The following is a 21172-nucleotide window of genomic DNA, read 5'->3' as shown; positions in this document are numbered from 1 at the left end:
CCCGGGCGGCGTCCGCGCAGGTCGGCCCCGGTGCTCGGCCGTCCGGCCCGGCCCGGTGCACGACGCCGGCGAGACGTTCGTGCCGGACCGTCACCGGGCTTGCGCGAGCGGTGACCGAGGCCCCGCACGGGGGGTCGACACGGGTCGGCAATGCACCCTTTCGCAGTGTTTGCGGCGCACGGGGTTCTGGCCGGAAACAGACGGCTCCCGGGACGTGAACGAGCGGGCTCGCCCGTTGCCGGTGGAACGGCTCGGGCGACCACGCCGGTCGCGTGATCGCCCGAGGGAGAAGCCGGTTCGGAGTCGGTCGGGAGTCGGTCAGGAGTCCCGGCGCGCGCCCGCCGACGGCACCGCCTGGAAGAACCGCGGGGCGGTGAAGCCGCGGGCCGCGAAGGTCTTCGCGACCGCCTCCTCGACCGCCGTGCAGCGGTCCGCGTCGACCAGTGCGATGGCCGAGCCGCCGAACCCGCCGCCGACCAGCCGGGCGCCCAGGGCACCTGCGGCCAGCGCGGTGTCCACGGCGGCGTCCAGTTCGGGGCAGGAGATCGTGTAGTCGTCCCGCATCGACACGTGCGACGCGGTCAGCTCGGGCCCGATCGCCCGGACGTCGCCGGCCGCCAGCGCCTCGACCACCCGCAACACCCGCGCGTTCTCGGTGAACACGTGCCGCGCCCGCCGGCGCAACGGCCCGTCCGGCAGCGCCGCCAGGGCCGCGTCCGGGTCGGCCGGCTCGCGCAGCGACGGCACCCCGAGCAGTCGCGCCGCCTCCTCGCACGAGGCCCGGCGCTCCGCGTACCCGCCGTCCACGAGCGCGTGCTTGGCCCGGGTGTCGATCACCAGCAGCCGCAGCCCCACGCTCGCGCAGTCGAACGGGACCTGACGGCCGGTCAGATCGCGGCAGTCCAGGAAGAACGCGTGGCCCGCGACGCAGCCGAGCGAGGCCATCTGGTCCAGCATGCCCACCGGGACACCCACGAAGTCGGTCTCGACGCGCTGCGCGATCCGGGCCAACTCAAGGCGATCCAGGCCCAGTTCGTACAGATCGTCGAGCGCCAGCGCAACCGCGCAGGACAGCGCCGCCGACGAGGACAGCCCCGCGCCCACCGGCACGTCGCTGTCGATCCTGATGTCGGCACCGCCGATCTCGTGCCCCGCCGCGCGCAGCGCCCACAACACGCCCGCCGGGTACGCGGACCACCCGGTCAGCGCGCCGGGCGCCAGGTCGGCGACGGCCAGGTCGACCGATTCGCTCCCGGCGTGCCCGGAGGCCAGCCGCAGCCGGCCGTCCGTACGCCGCCCGACGGCCGCCCGCGCGGTCTGCGGGATCGCGATCGGCAGCACGAACCCGTTGTTGTAGTCGGTGTGTTCACCGATCACGTTGACCCGGCCCGGCGCCGCCCAGACGCCCTCGACGCGAAACTCGCTCATCCTCCCGCCTCGCCGTCCCGCAGGAACGTCCACGCGTCCGCCACGATGTCCTCCAGCGACGTCCGGGTGGGACGCCAGCCGAGCAGGTCGCGCGCCCGGTCGGCGGCGGCCACCAGCACCGGCGGATCGCCCGCCCGGCGCGGCGCCTCGTGCGCGGGCACCGCGCAGCCGGTCACCGTGCGGACCGCGTCCACCACGTCGCGGACCGAGAAGCCGGTCCCGTTGCCGAGGTTGCAGATCAGGTGCCCGGTGGCCGCGCCGCCCGCACCGGTCGCGGCGAGCGCGAGCAGGTGCGCGTCGGCCAGGTCGGCGACGTGGATGTAGTCGCGCACACACGTCCCGTCGGGCGTCGGGTAGTCGGTGCCGTAGAGCGCGACCGAGCCGCGGGTGCCGTTGGGCACCTGGAGGGCCAGCGGGATCAGGTGGGTCTCGGTCGCGTGCCGCTCGCCGTACCGGCCGTACGCGCCCGCGACGTTGAAGTAGCGCAGGCTCACCGCCCGCAGGCCGTACGCGTCGCAGTACGAGGTGATCAGCCGGTCGACGGTCAGCTTCGAGGCGCCGTACGGGTTCGTCGGCGCGCACGGCGCGTCCTCGGTGATCGGCGAGACCTCGGGGGCGCCGTAGACGGCCGCGGTGGAGGAGAACACGAAGCGGCCGACGCCGTGCGTGCGCAGCGCGTCCAGCAGCGCGAGCGAGCCGCCGACGTTGTTGTGCCAGTACTTGGCCGGCTCCGTGACCGACTCGCCGACCAGGGAGGACGCGGCGAAGTGCAGGACCGCGTCGAACGACGCGTCCAGATACCGCGCGGCGTCCTGGACCCGGCCCTCGACGAAGGCGGCCTTGTCCGGGACCGCGTCCCGATGCCCGGTGGACAGGTCGTCGAGCACCACCACGTCGTGTCCGGCCGCGACCAGATGGGCGGCGACCACGCTGCCCACGTAGCCCGCGCCGCCGGTGACCATGAGCTTCATTCGCCGACCTCCCGCAGTCGTGCCGCCGCGGTCTCCGGCGGTACGTCGCTGATGAACACACCCATCCCGGATTCGCTCCCGGCAAGGTACTTCAGCTTGCCCGGTGCCCGGCGAATCGAGAAAAGCTCCAGGTGGAGCGCGAAGTCGATCCGGCCCGAGCGCACCGGCGCCTGCTGCCAGGCGGCGATGTACGGCGCGGGCTCGCCGTCGAAGAGCCGATCGAAGCGGCCGAGGAGATCCAGGTACATCGGCCCGAACTCGGCGCGCGCGGCCTCCTCCAGCGCGAGCAGGTCCGGCACCCGGCGGTTCGGATACAGGTGCACCTCGTACGGCCACCGCGCGGCGGCGGGCACGAACGCGGTCCAGTGCTCGCCCTCGGCCACGATCCGCGACCCGTCCGCCCGCTCCGCGGCGAGCACGTCCTCGAACAGGTTGCGGCCGGTGCGGTGCCGGTGTGCGGCCGTGCTCGCGACCATGGTGGCCGTGCGCGGCGTGACGAACGGGTAGGCGTAGATCTGCCCGTGCGAGTGCGGCAGCGTGACGCCGATCTCCCGACCGCGGTTCTCGAAGCAGTACACCTGCTCGACGCCGGGCAGCGCGGACAACTCGGCGGTGCGATCGGTCCAGGCGTCCAGCACCAGGCGCGCGCGCTCGGGGGTGAGATCCTTGAAGGACGCGTCGTGTTCGGGGGTGAAGCACACCACCTCGCACCGTCCGCCGGACGGCCGGCGCGGGAACGGGTCGCGGTCCCAGCCGGGTTCGGGCCGGTCGGCCGCGCCGGGCCCGGACACCGACGAGCCGGACATCGACGGGAAGCGGTTCTCGAAGACGACCACCTCGTAGTCGGCCTCGGCGACCTCGGTGGCCCGCTCGGGCGTGGACGGACACAGCGGGCACGCGTCGGCGGCGGGCAGGTGGGTCCGGGTCTGCCGATGCGAGGCGACCACGACCCATTCGTCGAGCAGTCGGTCGTAGCGCATCTCGGACCCGCTCACCACGGGCGCGAGATCTCGCGGGTCGACGGCGGTGCGGACCGCGTCGTCCCGCGTGTCGTAGTAGACGATCTCGCGACCGTCGGCCATGACGGCCTGAGTCTTCTTCATGTCTCCAATTTTGCGAAGCTTTCCAAAACTTGTCAATGAGAAAGCGATGAGAAGACTCTGGGAAAGTCCTGAGACCCCGAGATGCCTGCCAATCCCGTCGAATCGCATCGTCATATCGGCGGCCCCGGCTGCGGTTTGACAAGTTTCGGAAGGTGTCCGCAAGATGCTGCCCATGCCTGACGACGACACCGACGGTCTGCCCGCCGAGGGCCGCCGCGCCCGGATGGCCGCGACGATCGCGGACCGCGGCTTCGCCAAGGTCACCGACCTGGCCGAGGCGTTCGGCATCTCGCGGGTGACGGTCCGGGCCGACCTGGAGGTGTTGGAGCGCCAGGGCCGGCTGCGCCGGGTCCGCGGCGGTGCGATGTTCACCGGCCGCGATCCCCGGGTCGAGCCGTCCTTCGAGGAGGCGCTGACCTCGGCGTCGCCCGCGAAGACGCTGATCGGGCGGGCCGCCGCGGCGCTGGTGTCGCCGTCCGAGAGCGTGGTCCTGGACGTGGGCACCACCACCACGTTCGTGGCCCGCGCCCTGGTGGACCGCGGCGACCTGCGCGACCTCGTGGTGTTCACCAACGGGCTGACCATCGCGCTGGAGCTGGAGCGGGCCATCCCCCGGTTCTCCGTCGTGGTCACCGGCGGCACGCTGCGTCCGTTGCAGCACTCGCTGATCAATCCGCTCGGTGACCACATCCTGGAGCGCATCCACGCGGACACGGTCTTCCTCGGCTGCAACGGCGTGCACCCCACGGGTGGCATCACCAACGTGAACCTGCCCGAGGCCGAGGCCAAGCGGGCGATGTTGCGGGCCGCCGGGCGTCGGGTCGTGGTCGCCGACGGCTCGAAGCTGGGCCGGATCGAACTCGCCGAGGTGTGCCCGCTGGCGGACATCGACCTGCTGATCACCAGCGGCCCGGCCGACCGGGACACGCTCGACGCGCTGCGCGACGCCGGGTTGGAGATCCTGGTCGCCCAGTAGCGGCCGAAGTCGTCGGGCGGCAGCCGAAGTCGCCCGAGCGGCAGCCGAAAAAGCACCCTCGCTCGGCCGCCGCGGCGCCCGTGGTTAGGCTGCCCTTGCGAACGGTTCACCCGGCTTCGACCGATTCCGGGTGTCGCAAGAGGGAATCCGGTGCGAATCCGGAACTGCCCCGCAGCGGTAAGTGGGAACGAAAGTCGCCATCAGCACTGGGCCCGGTGAAACGGGATCCGGGAAGCGGCGACCGGTAGGACGACCCGGTCACACACCCGTGGCCCGCGGAACCCGCCCACGAGTCCGAAGACCTGCCGTCGCCCGCGTTCGCCTCGCGCACGCGGACTTCCGGGACCTCGCGGGCGGGTTCGTCGGACGACGGCGCCGAGCGGTGTCCGCCGCCGCGCTCCCTCCCTCCCGAGTTCCCCCGACGAGGACTCGCAAGGGAGAGCTTCGACGATGCCGACGCCGATACGAACGCGGACACCGATGGGCCGCAGCCGACACTCGTGGGCCGCGGCGGTCGCCGCGCTCGCACTGTTCGCGACCGCGTGCGGCGGGGCGGTGCAGGACAAGAAGGCGAGCGCCCCCGCACCCACCGCGTACAAGCCGTACACCGACACCGACAACTGCGGTGTGAGCACGACCTACGACCGGCCGCCGCAGCGCGCCGCCACGCTCACCTCCAACGCCACCGAGCTGATGCTCGAACTGGGCCTGGCCGACAAGATGGTGGGCACCGCGTACCTCAAGGGCCGCACCATCGGCGACAGATACCGGGAGGCGTACGGGCGCATCCCGGTGCTCGCCGACGCGCAACCCTCGCTGGAGAAACTGCTCGAAGCCACGCCCGACTTCGTCTACTCGGGCTACCCCGACGGCTTCTCCGAGTCGTCCGGCCACACCCGCGCCCGACTCGGCGAACTGAACATCAAGACCCACCTCAATCCCGAGGGCTGCGCCAAGGCACCGGTCACCTTCGAACAGCTCTACGGCGAACTGCGCTCCATCGGCGGCATCTTCGGCGTGTCCGAGCGCGCCGAAGGCTCCGTCGCCGCACTGCGCGGGCGGCTGGACGCGGTCACCGCGCGGCTCGCGGGCGCCGCACCGGTCAAGGTCTTCGTGTACAACTCCGGCGCCGACGCGGCGCAGACCACCGGCGGCAACTCGATGCTCAACGAGATCATCACCCGCGCCGGCGGCCGCAACGTGTTCGCCGACCTGAACGAGCGCTGGACCAAGGTCTCCTGGGAGCAGGTCGCCGAACGCAAACCGGACGTGGTGCTGATCTACGACTACGTGACGCCGTCGGCGGAGGCCAAGATCACCACGCTCAGGGCCACTCCGGTGCTCGCCGACGTACCCGCGCTGCGGGCGAACGCCTTCCCGGTGATCTCGCTGTCCGTCGCCCAGCCGGGGCCGCGCTCGGTGGACGCGGTCGAGGAACTCGCGAAGCAGCTCCACCCCGACCGGTCATGACGATCGATCGGGACCCGACGGCGGCCCGGATCGCGGTGCTCCGTGGGGAGGGCGCGGCGGCGCCGGACCGGGGCCGGCCGGCCGACGTGCCGGGCGGCCGGGTACGGCTGTCGCTGGTGGTCGGCGTGCTGCTCGTGGCGCTGTTCGCGGCGGCGACGGCCGGGTTGCTGGTGGGCTCGGTGCCGGTGCCGTGGTCGGAGACCTGGCGCATCCTCGCGCATCGCATCGGCGGGGACGCGTGGGTGCAACCGTCCTGGAGCCGCGCCCACGACCTGATCATCGCCGACACCCGGCTGCCCAGGGTGCTGCTCGCGGCCGTCGTCGGCGCGACGCTGGCGGTGGTGGGCATGGTGATCCAGGCGATCGTGCGCAACCCGCTGGCCGGGCCGGACGTGCTCGGTGTCTCCTCCGGCGCGGCCACCGGCGCGGTGCTGGTGATGCGCTGGGGCGTGGCCTCGGTCGGCGGCCTGTCGCTCGGCGCGCTCACCCTCAACGCGGCCGCGTTCGCCGGCGGGCTGATCACCCTGCTCGTGGTGTTCTCGGTGGCCCGCTCCGGTGGCCGGGTCACCGCCGTGCGGCTGGTCCTGGCCGGGGTCGCGGTCAGCGCCGTGTTGTCCTCGCTGACCAGCCTGCTCGTCCTGACCTCGCCGGATCCGCAACTCGCCGCCCAGGTGCTGTTCTGGACGCTGGGCGGGTTCGGCTCGGCCCGCTGGACGCTGCTGCTGGTACCGGCCCTGGCGCTCGCGATCGGCCTGGTCGTACTGCTGCTCCAGGCGCGCAACCTCAACCTGCTGCTGGCCGGGGAGGAGAGCGCCGCCGCACTGGGTCTGGACGTCCAGCGGTTCCGGCAGGGGATGTTCCTGCTCGCGGCGGTGCTCACCGGGGTCGTGGTGGCGGTCAGCGGGGTGATCGGCTTCGTCGGCCTGATGTTGCCGCACGTGGTGCGGCTGCTGGTCGGGGCCGATCACCGGCGGGCGTTGCCGGTCGCCGCGCTGCTGGGTGCGGTGTTCGCGATCTGCGCGGATCTGGTGGCGCGTACGGTGCTCGCTCCCCAGGAGTTGCCGGTGGGCATTGTGACCTCGCTGGTCGGCGGGCCGTTCTTCGTCTGGTTGTTGCGCCGGGACGCGCGCCGGGAAGCGGGGGCACGATGAGCGGCCTCGCCGCGCGGTTGGTCCTGGACGAGGTCGGCTTCGCGGTCGGCGGCCGAAAGCTGGTGGACGCGGTGTCGTTGACCGTGGCACCGGGCGAGGTGTTCGGCCTGCTCGGCCCCAACGGCAGCGGCAAGTCGACCCTGCTGCGCAGCGTCTACCGGGTGAACCGACCGACCTCGGGTCGGGTGCTCCTGGACGACGAGGACGTATGGACACATTCGGCGCGCTGGGCCGCCCGGCGGATCGGCACCGTGCTCCAGGACATGCCGACCGACTTCCCACTGACCGTGCGGGACGTGGTCGCGATGGGCCGCTCCGCGCACAAGGGCCTGCTCGACCCCGACGACGCGGGCGACCGGGCGATCGTGACGGCGGCGGTCGAATTGCTCGAACTCGACGGCCTGACCGAGCGGGCGTTCGCGTCGCTCTCCGGCGGCGAACGGCAACGGGCGCTGGTGGCACGGGCGTTGGTGCAGCAGCCGGGGTTGTTGGTGATGGACGAGCCGACCAACCATCTCGACATCCACCACCAGCTCGGGTTGTTGCGGTTGGTCCGTCGACTGGGCGTGAGCGTGCTGGTGGCGCTGCACGACCTCAACCTGGCGGCGATGTTCTGCGATCGGGTCTGCCTGCTGGCCGACGGCCGACCGGTGGCGAGCGGCACGCCGGCGGAGGTCTTGACGGCGCGCACCATCGAGCGGGTCTACCGGATCGAGACGGAGATCCGGACGCATCCTCGGACGGGGACGCCGTTGGTGGTGGTGTTGTAGGGCTGCGAACGCCGGGAGGCGGCCGATGGGACGCGCAAGTGAGTACTTGTACGGATGCCCGCGTCGGACCCGCCGCCTAGCGTGACCCGCATGACCTACACGCCTCCCGGCCCGGCCGGCAACGGCGACGGCTTCGCCCGTGCGGCGGTGTTCGTCGTCGGCCTGTTCGCGTTCGTCGTGCTTGCGATGACCGACCTGTTCGTGCTGATCGGATTCGGCGGCGCCACCGAATCCTGCGCCAACCAGGCGTGCCGTGACTGGTACGAGGACCGACTCCCCTGGGTCTTCGGCCTGTTCGCGGTCAGCTTCGTGACGGCCCTGATCGCGCTGGTACGACCGGGCGGTCGCCGCGCGGCGGTCACGCTTCCGCTGATCCTGGCCGCCATCGCCCTCCAGGCCACCGCATTCGCCTTGAGCCAAAACGGTCCGGCGGCCTGAGGGCGGCGGATCAGACGTCGTAGACGTACCAGGCCTGGTTGTCACCGTAGTGGCACGCCCATTGCCCGACGGGGGTGCCGTTCGAGGTTCCCCAGGAAAGGGCTTCGAGGCACCTGGAGTTCGGGGCGGACGAGTTCGAATTGCCGAAGATGCTTTGGTTGGTCACGCTGTTCCAGTACCAGATCCACAACTGGGTGGCGGACTCGTTGCACGTCCACTGATTGGCTTCGGCACCGTTGGCCGTACTGTCGCCGCGAATTTCCAGACATTTTCGGGAATTCAGATTACCGAATTCATACAGACCATTGAAGACATGCCGCGCGCCCCATGTTTGCGTGTCGGACCCGTTGCATGTCCAAAGGTTGGCTCCGGCGCCATTTTCCAGACTGTCACCTCGGATCTCCAGGCATTTACCCGGCGCATTCCGGTTCTCGATCACCACCCATCGGTCCGCGTTGACCCGAAGCTCGTTGCTCGGCTTGACCTGGAGGAACCCCGCCGGAACATTGGGGTCCGAAACCGCGACTGCGACCGTTCCGGAAACCGGCCCGGGCCTGGTCACCTCGGTGGTGGCGGCGGTGGTGGTGGTGGTTGCCGACGACGAACCGGCCACGAACACCAGGCTGGTGGCGACGGACGCCAGGGCGAGCGCGAGTACGCGTATTCGCATATCGGAATTCGCTTTCTTTCGAGGAAATCCGTCCATTTATTGACACGCAGCGCCAACCTAGCGTTCGCGCACTGCGCGGTCAATGGATGATCTTGCAATGGCGCAAAACATCCGTGGATATGATTTTGCGTCCACCGGCCGGAATGAATGACAAATGCTCTGAATGGCACGTCATCCTTGCGTGCTTAAATCTGCAAGTTTACCCGCATATAGGGCAGCCCCGGCGGGCCGTCGGTAGCCGAGCCTCGGTACCGGGTGTACCCGTTGCGCCAACCGCCGGCAAAACATCGGCGCCCGCCGCCGGGATGCGCCGCTACCGGCACTGCCGCGTCCTCGCCCGGCGTACCGTGACGAGGGCAACCTTCCCACTGGCAGGCCATGCCTTTGAAGGCTCCTGCTCGACCGGCAGGCAGGTGAGGAACCGTGGTTGACGACCACGATCTGAGCATCGGGCAGCGCGTGAAGGCGCTCCGGAAAGAACGCGGCATCGACCGTCGCGCGATGGCGACGGCCCTGGACAGATCGCCCGACTGGATGCGCAGCGTCGAGGACGGGCGCCGCCAACTCGACCGGTTCAGCACGATCCTGACGATCGCCGACCTACTCGGCGTCTCCCTGCTGGACCTCGTCGGCACGCCCCACCGCGAGGCACGCCGCGACGAAGCGCCTCGGGGGCTGGACGCGGTGCCCACCCTGCGGCGGGCCCTCCTGCGGCACCAACTCGGGCAACCGACCGGCGCACCCCGGAATCTCGCGGATATCCACCTGGACACCCTGACCGCACATCGCTATCGGGCGAACGCCCGATTCGGCGAACTTGGCCTGCTCCTCCCGGCCTTGATCGACGACGCCTCGACGGCGGCTGCGGGCTTGGCGGGAGACGAGCGACTGGCCGCTGCGGGGTTCCTCTCCTCATGCCTCGCCGACGCGGCGATGATGGCCAAGAAGCTCGGCGCGATCGACCTGGCCACGATCGCGGCCCGGCAGGCGGCCGATGCCGCGATCGATGCCGAAAGCCCGTTGTTGTCGCTCGCCGCCGCGTGGACCCAGGCCGAGGTATGCATGTCGGCGGGTGCCACGTCCGAGGCCGACGCCACCATTCGCACAGCTCTCGATCGACTCGACGGCATGCTCGGCGACGACATGGCCGTCTGGTCGCTGTGGGGCACCCTGCACCTGGTCGCGGCCGTGGGCGCGGCGCAGTGGTGCGAACGACGGGACGCCGAGCAGCACTTGGCCGAGGCACGCCGCGCGGCGGAGCGAACCGGCGAACGCAACGACTTCGAGACTGCCTTCGGCCCGGCGAACGTTGCGCTGCTCGGTGTCTCGGCCCGGCTCGAACTCGGCGACGGTCGCGCCTCGTTGGAGGCGACCCGAGGCGTCGACCTGGCGCGCCTCCCGAAGGAACGAAAGGCGCGCCGATACATCGACATCGGCCGCGCCCACGCCCAGGACTCGGACGACGAGGCAAGCATGCGCGCCCTGCTGGAGGCCGATCGAATCGCGCCCGAGTACGTCCATGCGCATCCGCTCGTGCGCGACATGGTCACCACCGCGAAGCGGCGAAACCTCCTCGCCTCCCGCGAGCCGGTGTTGCGGATGGCGCGCCGCATCGGGATCTGACCGCAACGGATTTGCCCGGTATTGACGGGCCGGGTACGGAGGGTACCCGGTCCGTCGCCGCGCTCACGACACCCTGGTGGGACCACGACACAGGGAGCGAGATGAGCGACGAGACGACCCTCGACGACATCGTGCGCGTCGGACCCGGCGGGAACGGCCGCGAGCCGGTGCGGATACGGCTCCCGGGCCGCGAAGAACTGCCCGATATCACCGAAGCCGAGGCCGCCGCCCTGTATCGCCGACTCGGCGCCTACCTGATCCGGCGCGGCAACAGCCCGATCACGCGTGCCGACGCCTGATGCCTCGACCGCCGCCCGGCGTGTGTGTCGGGTGGCCATCGTCCCGGTCCGGTGGTCGTTGATCGCGGTCGGGCCGGGCCATACGCGGGGCGGGTCGGCAGGGATCGGAGGAGCTCTCCCCCGCGCCGTCCCGACGGCGGCACCGACCCGCCCCGCCACCATCCGCCCACCGTCGACGTCCATCACCCGTACCAGCCATGGAGCCCCTCGTGACCGAAGCCGAGGCGGTCGGCGCGACCGTCACCCTGCCCGCGTGGACCGCCCACCTCGCGCCCGTCGACCACCCGCGCCCCTGGCGGCTCGCCGTCGTCGCCGCCCCCGGGCCGTACCCGCCGGTCGGCCAACCCGACCGCGCCGACGTGCACCTGACCGACGCCGAGATGGCCGCACTCGCCGAGACCCTGCTCCGCCCGCGACCCACCCACGAGCCGCGACCGGGCCGAGCCCGCCTCGTCCGCGACGGTCCCGGCCTGCTCCTGCGCATCCTGGTCGACCCGATCGGCGGCGAACCCGCCCTCGTCGCCCACGTCGAGGAACACCACCGCCGAGTGCTCCTGGCCGACCTCGCCCGTCACCGCCCCGACCTGATCCCCACCACCGCACCACCCGAGCCGAGGTTGTGCCTGGACCCGGCACCGGTCGTCGGCCTGACCATCGACCAGGTCGCCGAACTGCACACCCGGCTCGGCCGATGGCTCGACAGCGAGGGCATCCGCGCGACCCTGGACGACCGCAGGGTCGCGTGCCCGCTCCGGGACCCGAAACCATGACGCCGACTACGCCAACAACGGTCGAACCTCGTGCGCGGTCCGGCGCATCGCGGGCAGCAGTTCGGCCGGCGACAGCCGAGCGGGCTGGGTGTGGCACAGCAGATCCGTGGCGTGCGGGTAGCCGGGGTCGGCCCGCAGCGACCGGGCCACGGATTCCGGGTCACCCGTGTACATGTTGCCGATTGCCAGGTAGTCGGCCGGCGTGAAATCGACCGGGAACCGGCCGGCCGCCCGACCCCGGGTGATCCACGGATTCAGCCGCTCGGCCAACGCACCCGCCTCCCCCGGATACACCGGACGGGACAGCGCGACCCGCACCGGGGTGTGCCGGGCCAGGTGTTCCGCCGCCTCGCGGTCGCCCGGCAGCGGCCCGGCGGGACCACTGGACCGGCGACCCGAGAGCACGCCGAGGCCACGCTCGACCGCCCAGGCGATGCCTTCCGAACTACCGGTCCCGAGCCAGATCCGGTCCCGCAGCGTGGGTGCCGACGGAACCAGTTCGGCGCCGGCCAACAGGTCGAGCACGGTGTCCACGGTCTCCCGCAGGCGCGCGTGGCGGCTCTCGTGCGCGATCCCGAACCGGGCCGAGGTGGCCGGGTCGGCGCCCGCGCCGAGGCCCAGTTCGAGCCGGCCGCCGCTGAGCGTGTCCAATACGGCGGCGTCCTCGGCGAGGCGGATCGGGTGCTCGGTGGGGCCCACCACGACGCCGGTGCCCAGCCGGATCCGGGTGGTGCGTTCGGCGATCGCGGCGAGCAGTACGAACGGCGAGGGCGACAACGCCCCCTGCGCCCCCAGGTGGTGCTGCGCGACCCAGAACGAGTCGTAGCCGAACTCCTCGGCGGCGACCGCGAGTTCGATGGTCCGGCGATAGACCGAACGGGCGTCGCCGGCGCCGGCCACATGGGTGAGGAAGCCGAGCCGCACGCGTGTCTTCCCTCCGGGCCGGAAAAGTGAAAGCCCCGACGACATGCGCGGGATCATCCGTGCCCACCGCCCCCGGAGCCCTGCCGATCCTAGAGCGCACCCCCGAACCGGGGGCCGCGCAGGGCCGAATACGAGCCTTCCCGGCCCGCGTACCGTTGGCGCCATGAGCAACCTCGATACCCACCCGGCCCTGACCACGTGCGGCGGCCGGGCCGACGTGCCCGGCGAACCCGTCCACGAGTTGCTGAAGTCGCGCGATGTGCGGCTCGGCGAGAGCACCATGGTCCGCCGGTTGTTGCCGAGCCTGGGTCGACGGATGATCGGCGCGTGGTGCTTCGTGGACCACTACGGGCCGGACGACATCGCGGACGAGCCCGGCATGCAGGTGCCGCCGCATCCGCACCTGGGACTCCAGACGGTGAGCTGGCTGCGCGAGGGCAGCGTGCTGCACCGCGACAGCCTGGGCAGCCTCGCCACCGTACGACCCGGCGAGCTGGGTCTGATGACCTCGGGTCGGGCCATCTCGCACTCCGAGGAGTCGCCGCGCGAGCACGCCCGGTTGTTGCACGGCGCCCAGTTGTGGGTCGCGCTGCCGGACGCGCATCGGCACGTTGACCCGCACTTCGAGCACCACGCCGACCTGCCGGTGGTCAGCGGCGGCGGCCTGACCGCGACCGTGATCATGGGCACGCTGGACGGGGCCACCTCGCCGGGCACCACCTACAGCCCGCTCGTCGGCGCGGATCTGACCCTGGCGCCGGGCGCGCAGGCCCGGCCGCCGCTGGAGCCGGACTTCGAGTACGCGGTGCTGTCGATGTCGGGCGAGGCCGAGGTGGACGGCGTGCCGCTGGCCCCCGGCGGCCTGCTGTATCTGGGCTGCGGGCGGACCTCGTTGTCGATCCGGTCGGCGAACGGGGCCGATCTGATGTTGCTCGGCGGCGAGCCGTTCGCCGAGGAGATCGTGATGTGGTGGAACTTCGTGGCGCGCACGGGTGAGGAGATCACGGCCGCGCGCACGGCGTGGGTGGACGCGACCGACTTCGGCACCGTGACCGGCTACGACGCTCCGCGCATGGACGCGCCCGCGTTGCCGTCGGTGCCGCTGCGGGCGCGGGGCCGGGTGCGCTGAGCCCGGGCCGAGTCGGGCCGTCGGCGTCGCGAACACCCCGTCGGCCTCGGGTGTGCCGCCGGAGCGGGCGGTCGGGTTCGGCGGATGCCGCCGTACCGCGCCCGACCCGGCGGCCCGCCGACGAACGGCGGGTTCCGTGCGTCGTGGCAGCGCCCGCCGGCGCGAGCGTCGATGCCCCGACCGCGGCCGTCAGCCGATGCTCGCGACCGTACGTCGCGCCGCCTCCACGATCTCGTCCAGGTGGCCGCCGTGCGCGCCATGCCAGTAGACCCGGTCGCACGCACGGCACCGGGCGAACGCGTCCACCTTGTCCAACGTGCCCGCCTCGATCTCCGACTCGACCTCCTCGCGCGTCGCCGCGCGCAGCTCGCCGTTGCACGCCGTACAGCGCGTCCAGGGCGCGAGCGGCAGCGCGAACCGGCGGAGCAGGTCGTCGAGTTGGCCGTCGGCACGGATCCCGTAGACGTATGCGCCGAACCACAGGTTCTTGCGCCGAAGCAGGCCGCGGTCCTGGGTGAGCAACACCCGGCGTTCGGCGTTGGCCTGGATCACCAGGGTCGGGTCGTCGCAGTCGTTGTGATACGCGGTGTCGATCCCGACCAGGCGCATCCGTCGGGCCAACGCGCCCAGGTGCACGTCGAGCAGGAAGCGCGGCGGCGTGTCGGCGAACTCCGGGACGGCCTGCGGACGCCGAATCGGCAACACGTCCACCACCTCGCCGCCCACCGGCCGGTGTCCCGGCCCGACCTCCCGGCCGTCCACCAGCAGCGCGCCGACCTCGGGCAGCGGCGGTCCCGCCGATTCCACCAGATGCCCGATCGTCGAATCACCGTCGGCGGGAATGCTCACCGGCATCCCCCGCAGCCTCGGCGGCAGGAACTGTTGCAACTCGGCGGGGATCTGAAGCAGCACATCCGATCGATTCACCCGGCCAGCATCCCACCGCCGCCCCCACCGGCGCCGAGAGTTTCCTTGCCCGACCGGGCCGGGGGCGCCGTGGAATATCCGGGCATCCGGGCGCCTTGAAGCAGCCATCGGGGCAGACTTCGAAACTTCGGGAGGCGTGCATGGCTCGCAGCGAGCTTCGTCCGATCGTGAAGCTTCGGTCCACGGCCGGGACCGGTTTCACCTATGTGACCAGAAAGAACCGGCGCAACGATCCGGACCGGATGACCCTGCGCAAGTACGACCCGACGGCCGGAAAGCACGTGCTCTTCCGCGAGGAACGCTGACCACGACGACAACGACGACAACGACGAGCCGAGGCCGCGCACCGAAAAGTGCGCGGCCCCGGCCGTGCCCGCCGGCTCTGCGTCATATTCCGGGGTGTGGCAACTCTTCCGCGGATTGGGCGTCGGCGAGGAGTCGTGCCGTGAGTTCCATACAGCGCATCCGGGCGGGAGAGAAGTCGTAGGGCATTTTGGTGATCGCTTCGAGGGGGCTCATCCTTGTGTCCTCCTGCCCTTTCAGATCGGCGTCGTAGATCTCGAAGAGCTCCTCCTCGGCCGCATCCAGCCCGGCTGCCTCGATGGCCTGCTCCAGGGCCATTTGTTGGGCGCATCGCTGTACGGCGATTTCTTCGACGCGTGGGTCGTGGGGATCGACGCCGTCGTCGAGGGCGGCCTCGGCGGCGTCGAGACGGTCGTCCTCGGTCCTCAGGTCGGGGTGGGTGGCCAGCACGATGAACACGCCGGCTTGGATGGCGGCGCCCAGTGGGCCGAAGACCCGTTCCGTGACCAGCAGAGTGTCCAGGTCGGAGGGGCGCAGCGCGCCCGGGGGCAGGTGGCCGAGCCGGTCCGTGACCAGTTCGGAGAGCAGTCCCAGCGGGCCGTCCAGCGCCTGCAGGCGCTGGACGGCCGCGCGCCGACGTTTGATTTCGCTCTCCTCCGCCGCCAAGGTCTCCTCCAGCCTGCTCAGGATCTCCTCGATGTCCCGGGCTTCGTCGAACGCGGTCCGCATATCGTCCAGGCTGATGCCGACCGCTGCCATCCTGCGGATCCACAGCAGGCGGATCATGTCGTCGTAGCCGTAGCGGCGGCGGCCGTCCCCGCCTCGCTCCGGCTCCGGCAGCAGGCCGATCTCGTGGTAGTGGCGGATGGCACGTGGGGTGGTCCCGGCGAACGCGGCCGCGTCACCGATCCTGACCCGGCGGGGAGGCGTGATGGAGGGGTACATCGGACAGAGCCTTTCGTGCCGTGGAGCCTCGACCACACCACATGCCGCTACGGCAGGTGCAAACAACACCATCCGGGTTCCACCGGAGCCGGGCCCCGGCCGCCACCGGGACCGGGACCGGGACCGACCAAGAACGACGAAACATCCGGCAACACGGAGTCACCGCCACCGGTTTCACCACCCGTGGCCGTATGCCGACCGCGCCGTTATCCGCGCGGTCCCACGTCGCCCGGCGGCTCGTCCGGCCCGTCTTCGACCAGGTCGTCCCACAGGCCCAGGGTGCGCAACACCCCCACCCCGCGCGGCCCGGAGGCGGCGAGACCGGCGGCGATCGACTTCCGCAACTGATTCCGCTCGAAGTCGTCGGCACTGCCGAGCAGGGCCAACAATTCCGTACTCAACGTGAGATCCGTGCCCGCAGCCGAGCCGTTCGCGTCCAGGTGATCCAGCACCGCCTTGATCTGATCCGGAAAACGGGTCAGCCAGTATGCGACCAACGCCTCCGGGCCCTCGCGAATCAACGCCCGGTGAAAGTCCAGCCGCAATCGGGTGAGCCGCTGTTGCTCCCTTTCCAGGGGCACCGCCCAGCGGGCCTGTTCCAGCGCGGCCCGGACACTGTCCGGAATCTCCTCGGCACACAGGAATACGCCCACCGTTCGATAACCGAGCCCGTATTCCGCCAGCACCACCGGGTGGGCCGACACGATGTCCAGTTCGTCCCGGAGCCGGGACTCGTCGGCGCCGGGCACCACGTCCATCGCCTTGCGGAGGCGGTCGTGCACGTCGCGATGGATGAAGGAGACGGCGTCCACGGGGCGACGCAGCGCGACCGTCCTGGCGTCGTGCACCCACCAGTGGAGCTGTACCCGCACCCGGCAGGCCCGCTCCCCGTCCGGCCCGCTCCACAATTCGAAGTCGCGGATGTCGGCGAACTCGCCCGTGGCCACCCACCACACCTCGCCGGCCCGGCGCACCTCCGCGAAGGTCGGCCTCGGATCGGCGCTCGACGGGACCACCAGCACCCGATCCGCATGCCGCCCTAGACGGTGGCGAAGCCAGGTCAGGCCGCGCGCGCCGGTGGCGGGCCGGAGCAGGGGAACCCGGTCGTCGGTCATACGTTCGTTCCCCTGTTCGTGGGCACTGTGGGTTCCTCGAACGCGTCGATGGCGGGTTCGAGCACCCCGATGTCGATCACCTCGCCGTTCGGCAGACCCTCGTAGGCCAGCCGGGTCAGGTCGTACGCGAGGCGGTCCAGTCCGTGGCCGCGTCCGGGGCGAAACAGCAGCGCGAAGGTCTCCCGCAAGACCTCGGCGCGCCGCCGGTCACCGCGGATGTTGCCGAGCAGCGTGGTGAACATCCGGGCCACCACGGCGTATCCGTCCCGTTCGCGGACCGCGAGCCGGATCACGGCGAGGAACCGCTCGTCGGTCGACAGCTCGCCGTCGGCGTGCTCGGCGACCAGCGCGGCGGCCACCTCGGCGGCAGCCGCGGCCTCCTCCCAGCCCTCCACCCGCTCCAGCACCGAATCGGCGCGCATACCGTCCCGGCACAGCGTCACGATGCCCGCCCGGGCCGCCGCCGCCACCGAACGATCCCCTGTCCGGGCGAGGCGCAGCAGTTCGGTCATCGTGCGACCGGGATACACCGACGCCAGCCCCGGGTACGCCCGGGCCGCCATCAGCCGCAGCCCCGAGTCGGTGGCGTCCCGGCTCCAACTCGTCAACAGGTGCCGCACCTGGGTGGCCACGACCGCGTCCTGCGCCGCCGCCCGCAACGCCGGCACCACCATCGCCCGCTTGGCCTCGTCCTCCCGCACCCAACGCAACACCGGTGCCAACGGCCGGTGTCCGCGACCGCCGGCGATGAAATCGCCGGCCGCCCGGGCCGCGATCCGGTGGACGTCCGGTGGATACCTCGGGGTGGTGGCCAGCCAGTCCACGAACGCGTCGCGCAGGTCCGGATACGCGTCCCGGACGTGTGCCCGCACCGCCGCCGCCCAGTGCGGCCGGTTGAAGCCGACCACGTCGAGTCGGTAGTGGGCACCGCCCCGGGTCGCGTCGGCGGCGACCGAGGTCGCGTCGATCACCGCCAGGCGCTCCGTACGTGCCCGCGGCGGCCAGCCGTCGGCCGGTTCGCCGGCCGCGATCGGCAGCCGCGCGAGCAACGCCTCGCGCAGCGCCGTCGCCCGCTCGGCCACGATGCCGTAGTCCTGTCCCTCGAAGACGGCCGCCGCGATCATCAGCGCCCAGTCCGCGCGCCCGGGGTTGGCACGCAACCAGGCTTCCACGGCGGCGTGTTCGCGATCGCGCAGCGCGTCCAGCACCTGGGTCCTGGTGAACCTGCCGTCGGCCAGATCGGCCAGGTCGCCCGCGATGCCGGCCGCCCGGCCCGGCCGGCCGCCGTCGGCGCGCACCAGTTCGGCGATGTCCTCGTCCACCAGATCCAGGTGTCGGCGCTCCCAGTCCCGGCCCAGGTGGTGGGCGAGGTGGCTGTGCAACACCTGGAGTGGGTCGGGCCGTTCGCACGGCACGTGCCAGGGCGCCCAGAGCGCGAGTACCGGTGCGCGGGCGACCGCCGTCACGACCAGCACACTGTCCCGCTCGACCAGACGTCGGCGCACCGCTTCGAGATCGTCGCGGGTGTAGCCGGTCAACAGGTCCGCGCCGGCGCAGTCGATCAGGTAGCCCCGGTCGCGCTGGATCCGGCGGGTGGTCAGGTCCTCTTCGGGGTCGAGCGCGATCACCTTCTCGATGTACTGATCCTGGAGCAGGTGCAGGGCCAGCGTGCGCTTTCCCGACTCCGCCTCGCCGGTCAGCAGGATCAACTGCCGCGCCAGCATGCTGCGGGCCCGCAGATACCCCTTCGGCGGCACGAACGTACGGCGGACCAGATCACTCTCCTCCTGCCAGATCGGCCCCTCCCGTGCCTGGCGCGGCCGGCCCAAGGCTCCGGGGCCGGCGGCGGTCCCGGCCCCGAACATCCGCGCGCCGAAGGCGTGCTTTCCCGTCGTGCCGTTGAAATCGACGAGCACCGTCGTGGCCGCGGCCGGCGACGCGAACTCCTCGCCCGGCCACGTCTCGTCGGGCTGCTCCGGCGGGACTTCGCCCGAACCCCCGCGCGCCGGGCCGGCGGCGGTCGAGACGACCGGGTCGAGCGGTCGCTCGTCGGGGACGGTCATCCGGACCTCTCGGCGTCCACGGCGAACAACAACCGGATCGGCGGTATGTCGGACACGGAATCCCCCTTCGCTGAGCGTGTGACCACGCCGGACTCGACGGGTCCACCGTGCCGCAGCCGTGCGGGCGGTGCCGAGTACTTCCTGTCTCCACCCGGGATCCGCAGAGCCGGTCCGCCGCAGGACGGACCGGCAATTCGTGACCTTCGCTGACGAATCGGCGCACCGGGCGGATGGAGGCGGGCGCGGTTCGGCGTGGGTGGGCGGACCGGAAATGGGTCGACATCGGCGTGGTGGATGTGCCGATAGTCACGCATGCCGAACCGTCTTGGGCTGCCCGTGTGGGCCGGCCGCAACTACGTGCTCCAGACCGGGGCCACGTTCATCACCGGTCTGGGCAATTCCGGAGCACTGATCGCGGCGGCGTTCGCCGTGCTGGCGGCCGGCGGCAGCGGAACCGGGGTCGGGTTCGTGGCCGCCGCGCGGACCCTGCCGTTGGTGGGGTTCCTGCTGCTGGGCGGGGTGATCGCGGATCGTTTCCCCAGGCATCACGTCATGGTGGTGGCCAACGTCGCGAACGCGCTGTCCCAGGGGGCCTTCGGGATCTACGTGCTCACCGGCGGGACCGAGCTGTGGGTGATGATGCTGCTCTCCGGCATCGGCGGCTCCGCGCACGCGATGTATCTGCCCGCCGCACAGGGCCTGTTGTTCGCGTCGATGGAGGCCGAGCACGCCGGTCCGGCACTGGCCGCGTACCGGGTCGCGGTGAGCAGTTCGCAGATCGGCGGGGCCGCACTGGGCGGGGTGCTGATCACCGCGCTCGCGCCCGGAGCGGTGCTCGTGCTGGACGCCGCCGGCTTCGTGGTGGCCGCTCTGCTCCGCACGCTCATGCGACTGCCCGCCGCGGAGCCCGCCGGGGACGATCCGATGTGGCGCCAACTCGTCGACGGCTGGCGGGTATTCGTGGCCCGGCGCTGGTTGTGGGGGATCGTTGTGCAGTTCGCCCTGCTCAACGGTGTGGTGACGGCCGTCGAGACGGTGTACGGGCCGCTGGTGGCCGAGGAGCACTGGGGCGCGGCCTGGCCGTGGGGCGTGGCGCTGAGCGCACTCGGGCTGGGCACCCTGTTCGGCGGCCTGATCCTGGTGCGGTATCGGCCGCGTCGGTTGCTTCGGGCGGGCAACTGGGGGCTGCTGCCGCTCGCGCCCGGCTTCGCCGCACTCGCCGTTCCCGTGCCGTGGCCGCTGTTCGCCCTGTCGATGTTCGTCTGCGGTGTGGGCCTGGAGGTGTTCGGCGTGTGCTGGATGCTCGCCCTGCGCCAGGAGATCGCGCCCGAGTACGTGGCCCGCGTCTCGGCGTACGACTGGATCGGGTCGATGGCCCTGGCTCCGGCATGTACCGCCCTGGCGGGGCCCGCCGGCAACGCCTTCGGCACCGGGAACATGTTGTGGGCCTGCGCCGCGGCAAGTGTCGTGCTCGTCCTGGGCGTGTTCGTGATCCCCGAGGTCGGCACGTTGTCCCGGACGCCGGCCGGGCAGCGGGTCACCGACCGGGTCGACCCCGCCGAGGTGTCCTGAGCCGCGCCCCCGGGGAGATCCGCCGGGCAGGGCCTAGGCTCGCGGGCATGGTGATCAGCATCGATCCGGCCTCCGCCGTCGCGCCGTTCGAGCAGATTCGGGTCCAGGTGGCCGAGCAGGCCCGGGGCGGGGCGCTGCCGGTCGGCACTCGGCTGCCCACCGTGCGCGGTCTGGCGGGCGAACTCGGCCTCGCGCCCAACACCGTCGCCCGCGCCTATCGCGAGTTGGAGGCGGACGGCGTGATCGAGACCCGGGGTCGCTCGGGCAGCTTCGTGGCCGCCGTCGGCGACACCGCGCAGCGGGCCGCGAGCGAGGCCGCCCTGGACTACGCGCACCGCGCCCGCCGACTCGGACTGACCCGCGACGCGGCGATCGCCGCGGTGCTCGCCGCGTGCGACGCGGTCTACGACGACTAGGCCACGGGCCGGCGGACAGGGCCCAGGCCGGGACTTCGATCCCGCGCCGGGCGGCACAACGGTCCGGCGGGGCCGGAAACCACTATTCGAAAACCTCTGTACGGACGGC

At 71.7% G+C, this 21172-nt stretch carries 21 protein-coding genes and 1 riboswitch; of the genes, 12 read left to right on the top strand and 9 right to left on the bottom strand.

Annotation, left to right across the window (positions count from 1 at the left end; all coding sequences use genetic code 11):
- Positions 1-318: 318 nt before the first annotated feature.
- The 3 genes from galK to galT are packed head-to-tail and all read right to left on the bottom strand — an operon-like array spanning position 319 to position 3502.
- Positions 319-1428, bottom strand: a complete 1110-nt coding sequence (gene galK, locus ACH4U8_RS16225; RefSeq protein ID WP_360304399.1) for a galactokinase — start codon at positions 1426-1428, stop codon at positions 319-321.
- Entirely contained in the window at positions 1425-2390 is a 966-nt protein-coding gene (galE, locus tag ACH4U8_RS16220; RefSeq protein WP_360305426.1) for a UDP-glucose 4-epimerase GalE, read from the bottom strand. Before galE ends, galK begins: the two co-directional genes overlap by 4 nt.
- A 5-nt stretch (positions 2391-2395) precedes the next feature.
- The gene (gene galT / locus ACH4U8_RS16215) at positions 2396-3502 is read right to left on the bottom strand and encodes a galactose-1-phosphate uridylyltransferase (protein WP_395778452.1); all 1107 of its coding nucleotides are present in this window, start codon (positions 3500-3502) and stop codon (positions 2396-2398) included.
- A 172-nt stretch (positions 3503-3674) separates the two neighbouring features.
- Between galT and ACH4U8_RS16210 the strand changes: the two genes are divergently transcribed.
- The 5 genes from ACH4U8_RS16210 to ACH4U8_RS16190 all read left to right on the top strand — a co-directional run bounded on the left by ACH4U8_RS16210 (position 3675) and on the right by ACH4U8_RS16190 (position 8307).
- Positions 3675-4478, top strand: coding sequence for a DeoR/GlpR family DNA-binding transcription regulator (locus ACH4U8_RS16210; protein ID WP_360304395.1), 804 nt, complete (start codon positions 3675-3677; stop codon positions 4476-4478).
- Between the two features lie 85 nt (positions 4479-4563).
- Positions 4564-4803, top strand: a riboswitch (cobalamin riboswitch).
- 155 nt (positions 4804-4958) lie between these two features.
- Positions 4959-5948 (top strand): ABC transporter substrate-binding protein, encoded by a 990-nt coding sequence (locus ACH4U8_RS16205; protein WP_380020865.1) that lies wholly within the window; start codon positions 4959-4961, stop codon positions 5946-5948.
- Positions 5945-7099: a FecCD family ABC transporter permease gene (locus ACH4U8_RS16200; RefSeq protein ID WP_395778450.1), complete on the top strand. Its 1155-nt coding sequence runs from the start codon at positions 5945-5947 to the stop codon at positions 7097-7099. The genes ACH4U8_RS16205 and ACH4U8_RS16200 overlap by 4 nt, the downstream gene beginning before the upstream one ends.
- Entirely contained in the window at positions 7096-7869 is a 774-nt protein-coding gene (locus ACH4U8_RS16195; protein ID WP_395778448.1) for an ABC transporter ATP-binding protein, read from the top strand. The genes ACH4U8_RS16200 and ACH4U8_RS16195 overlap by 4 nt, the downstream gene beginning before the upstream one ends.
- 90 nt (positions 7870-7959) lie before the next feature.
- Complete coding sequence (locus ACH4U8_RS16190) at positions 7960-8307, top strand: hypothetical protein (RefSeq protein ID WP_395778446.1); 348 nt, start codon at positions 7960-7962, stop codon at positions 8305-8307.
- A 10-nt stretch (positions 8308-8317) separates the two neighbouring features.
- On the opposite strand, the gene ACH4U8_RS16185 is transcribed toward ACH4U8_RS16190, so the two are convergent.
- Positions 8318-8977 (bottom strand): RICIN domain-containing protein, encoded by a 660-nt coding sequence (locus tag ACH4U8_RS16185; RefSeq protein WP_395778444.1) that lies wholly within the window; start codon positions 8975-8977, stop codon positions 8318-8320.
- A 423-nt stretch (positions 8978-9400) separates the two neighbouring features.
- Here ACH4U8_RS16185 and ACH4U8_RS16180 point away from each other — a divergent pair, with 423 nt between their 5' ends.
- The 3 genes from ACH4U8_RS16180 (at position 9401) to ACH4U8_RS16170 (ending at position 11669) form a co-directional block, all read left to right on the top strand.
- Positions 9401-10600 carry a helix-turn-helix domain-containing protein gene (locus ACH4U8_RS16180; RefSeq protein ID WP_395778442.1) on the top strand — a complete coding sequence of 400 codons (1200 nt, stop codon included), beginning with the start codon at positions 9401-9403 and terminating at the stop codon, positions 10598-10600.
- A gap of 101 nt (positions 10601-10701) precedes the next feature.
- Positions 10702-10899, top strand: coding sequence for a hypothetical protein (locus ACH4U8_RS16175; protein ID WP_395778440.1), 198 nt, complete (start codon positions 10702-10704; stop codon positions 10897-10899).
- A 209-nt stretch (positions 10900-11108) separates the two neighbouring features.
- Positions 11109-11669 carry a hypothetical protein gene (locus ACH4U8_RS16170; protein ID WP_395778439.1) on the top strand — a complete coding sequence of 187 codons (561 nt, stop codon included), beginning with the start codon at positions 11109-11111 and terminating at the stop codon, positions 11667-11669.
- Between the two features lie 6 nt (positions 11670-11675).
- Here the strand turns inward: ACH4U8_RS16170 and ACH4U8_RS16165 are convergent, their stop codons facing one another.
- On the bottom strand, positions 11676-12593 hold the full coding sequence (locus tag ACH4U8_RS16165) for an LLM class flavin-dependent oxidoreductase (protein ID WP_395778437.1): 918 nt from the start codon (positions 12591-12593) through the stop codon (positions 11676-11678).
- A 163-nt stretch (positions 12594-12756) separates the two neighbouring features.
- Here ACH4U8_RS16165 and ACH4U8_RS16160 point away from each other — a divergent pair, with 163 nt between their 5' ends.
- Positions 12757-13722 carry a pirin family protein gene (locus tag ACH4U8_RS16160; RefSeq protein WP_360304376.1) on the top strand — a complete coding sequence of 322 codons (966 nt, stop codon included), beginning with the start codon at positions 12757-12759 and terminating at the stop codon, positions 13720-13722.
- Positions 13723-13911: 189 nt separating this feature from the next.
- On the opposite strand, the gene ACH4U8_RS16155 is transcribed toward ACH4U8_RS16160, so the two are convergent.
- Positions 13912-14649, bottom strand: a complete 738-nt coding sequence (locus ACH4U8_RS16155; RefSeq protein WP_395778435.1) for a Mut7-C RNAse domain-containing protein — start codon at positions 14647-14649, stop codon at positions 13912-13914.
- 140 nt (positions 14650-14789) lie between these two features.
- Here ACH4U8_RS16155 and rpmG point away from each other — a divergent pair, with 140 nt between their 5' ends.
- Positions 14790-14954 (top strand): 50S ribosomal protein L33, encoded by a 165-nt coding sequence (gene rpmG, locus ACH4U8_RS16150; RefSeq protein ID WP_360304372.1) that lies wholly within the window; start codon positions 14790-14792, stop codon positions 14952-14954.
- A gap of 82 nt (positions 14955-15036) precedes the next feature.
- On the opposite strand, the gene ACH4U8_RS16145 is transcribed toward rpmG, so the two are convergent.
- The 3 genes from ACH4U8_RS16145 to ACH4U8_RS16135 all read right to left on the bottom strand — a co-directional run bounded on the left by ACH4U8_RS16145 (position 15037) and on the right by ACH4U8_RS16135 (position 19075).
- A complete protein-coding gene (locus ACH4U8_RS16145) occupies positions 15037-15897 on the bottom strand; it encodes a MerR family transcriptional regulator (RefSeq protein WP_395778433.1) in 861 nt (286 codons plus the stop codon).
- A 206-nt stretch (positions 15898-16103) separates the two neighbouring features.
- The gene (locus ACH4U8_RS16140; protein ID WP_395778431.1) at positions 16104-17012 is read right to left on the bottom strand and encodes a hypothetical protein; all 909 of its coding nucleotides are present in this window, start codon (positions 17010-17012) and stop codon (positions 16104-16106) included.
- Entirely contained in the window at positions 17009-19075 is a 2067-nt protein-coding gene (locus ACH4U8_RS16135; protein WP_395778430.1) for a hypothetical protein, read from the bottom strand. Before ACH4U8_RS16135 ends, ACH4U8_RS16140 begins: the two co-directional genes overlap by 4 nt.
- A 312-nt stretch (positions 19076-19387) precedes the next feature.
- Between ACH4U8_RS16135 and ACH4U8_RS16130 the strand changes: the two genes are divergently transcribed.
- Together ACH4U8_RS16130 and ACH4U8_RS16125 are read left to right on the top strand one after the other, a co-directional pair.
- Positions 19388-20647 carry an MFS transporter gene (locus ACH4U8_RS16130; RefSeq protein WP_395778428.1) on the top strand — a complete coding sequence of 420 codons (1260 nt, stop codon included), beginning with the start codon at positions 19388-19390 and terminating at the stop codon, positions 20645-20647.
- Positions 20648-20694: 47 nt separating this feature from the next.
- Positions 20695-21063, top strand: coding sequence for a GntR family transcriptional regulator (locus ACH4U8_RS16125; protein WP_395778426.1), 369 nt, complete (start codon positions 20695-20697; stop codon positions 21061-21063).
- The last annotated feature ends 109 nt before the right edge of the window (positions 21064-21172 follow it).

Origin of the sequence: Embleya sp. NPDC020886 (assembly GCF_044333915.1) — a bacterium.
In the GTDB taxonomy this organism is placed as follows: Bacteria; Actinomycetota; Actinomycetes; order Streptomycetales; family Streptomycetaceae; genus Embleya.
Note: the sequence above shows the minus strand (reverse complement) of the source record. Positions and strands in the feature narration are given on the sequence as shown.

Bases quoted from the DNA above. Each gene is read 5' to 3' on its own strand.
- ACH4U8_RS16185 (WP_395778444.1), bottom strand. From the start codon at position 8,977: ATGCGAATACGCGTACTCGCGCTCGCCCTGGCGTCCGTCGCCACCAGC.
- ACH4U8_RS16200 (WP_395778450.1), top strand. From the start codon at position 5,945: ATGACGATCGATCGGGACCCGACGGCGGCCCGGATCGCGGTGCTCCGT.
- ACH4U8_RS16125 (WP_395778426.1), top strand. From the start codon at position 20,695: ATGGTGATCAGCATCGATCCGGCCTCCGCCGTCGCGCCGTTCGAGCAG.
- ACH4U8_RS16175 (WP_395778440.1), top strand. From the start codon at position 10,702: ATGAGCGACGAGACGACCCTCGACGACATCGTGCGCGTCGGACCCGGC.
- rpmG (WP_360304372.1), top strand. From the start codon at position 14,790: ATGGCTCGCAGCGAGCTTCGTCCGATCGTGAAGCTTCGGTCCACGGCC.
- ACH4U8_RS16195 (WP_395778448.1), top strand. From the start codon at position 7,096: ATGAGCGGCCTCGCCGCGCGGTTGGTCCTGGACGAGGTCGGCTTCGCG.
- galT (WP_395778452.1), bottom strand. From the start codon at position 3,502: ATGAAGAAGACTCAGGCCGTCATGGCCGACGGTCGCGAGATCGTCTAC.
- galK (WP_360304399.1), bottom strand. From the start codon at position 1,428: ATGAGCGAGTTTCGCGTCGAGGGCGTCTGGGCGGCGCCGGGCCGGGTC.
- ACH4U8_RS16140 (WP_395778431.1), bottom strand. From the start codon at position 17,012: ATGACCGACGACCGGGTTCCCCTGCTCCGGCCCGCCACCGGCGCGCGC.
- galE (WP_360305426.1), bottom strand. From the start codon at position 2,390: ATGGTCACCGGCGGCGCGGGCTACGTGGGCAGCGTGGTCGCCGCCCAT.
- ACH4U8_RS16190 (WP_395778446.1), top strand. From the start codon at position 7,960: ATGACCTACACGCCTCCCGGCCCGGCCGGCAACGGCGACGGCTTCGCC.
- ACH4U8_RS16205 (WP_380020865.1), top strand. From the start codon at position 4,959: ATGGGCCGCAGCCGACACTCGTGGGCCGCGGCGGTCGCCGCGCTCGCA.
- ACH4U8_RS16130 (WP_395778428.1), top strand. From the start codon at position 19,388: ATGCCGAACCGTCTTGGGCTGCCCGTGTGGGCCGGCCGCAACTACGTG.
- ACH4U8_RS16210 (WP_360304395.1), top strand. From the start codon at position 3,675: ATGCCTGACGACGACACCGACGGTCTGCCCGCCGAGGGCCGCCGCGCC.
- ACH4U8_RS16135 (WP_395778430.1), bottom strand. From the start codon at position 19,075: ATGACCGTCCCCGACGAGCGACCGCTCGACCCGGTCGTCTCGACCGCC.
- ACH4U8_RS16145 (WP_395778433.1), bottom strand. From the start codon at position 15,897: ATGTACCCCTCCATCACGCCTCCCCGCCGGGTCAGGATCGGTGACGCG.
- ACH4U8_RS16160 (WP_360304376.1), top strand. From the start codon at position 12,757: ATGAGCAACCTCGATACCCACCCGGCCCTGACCACGTGCGGCGGCCGG.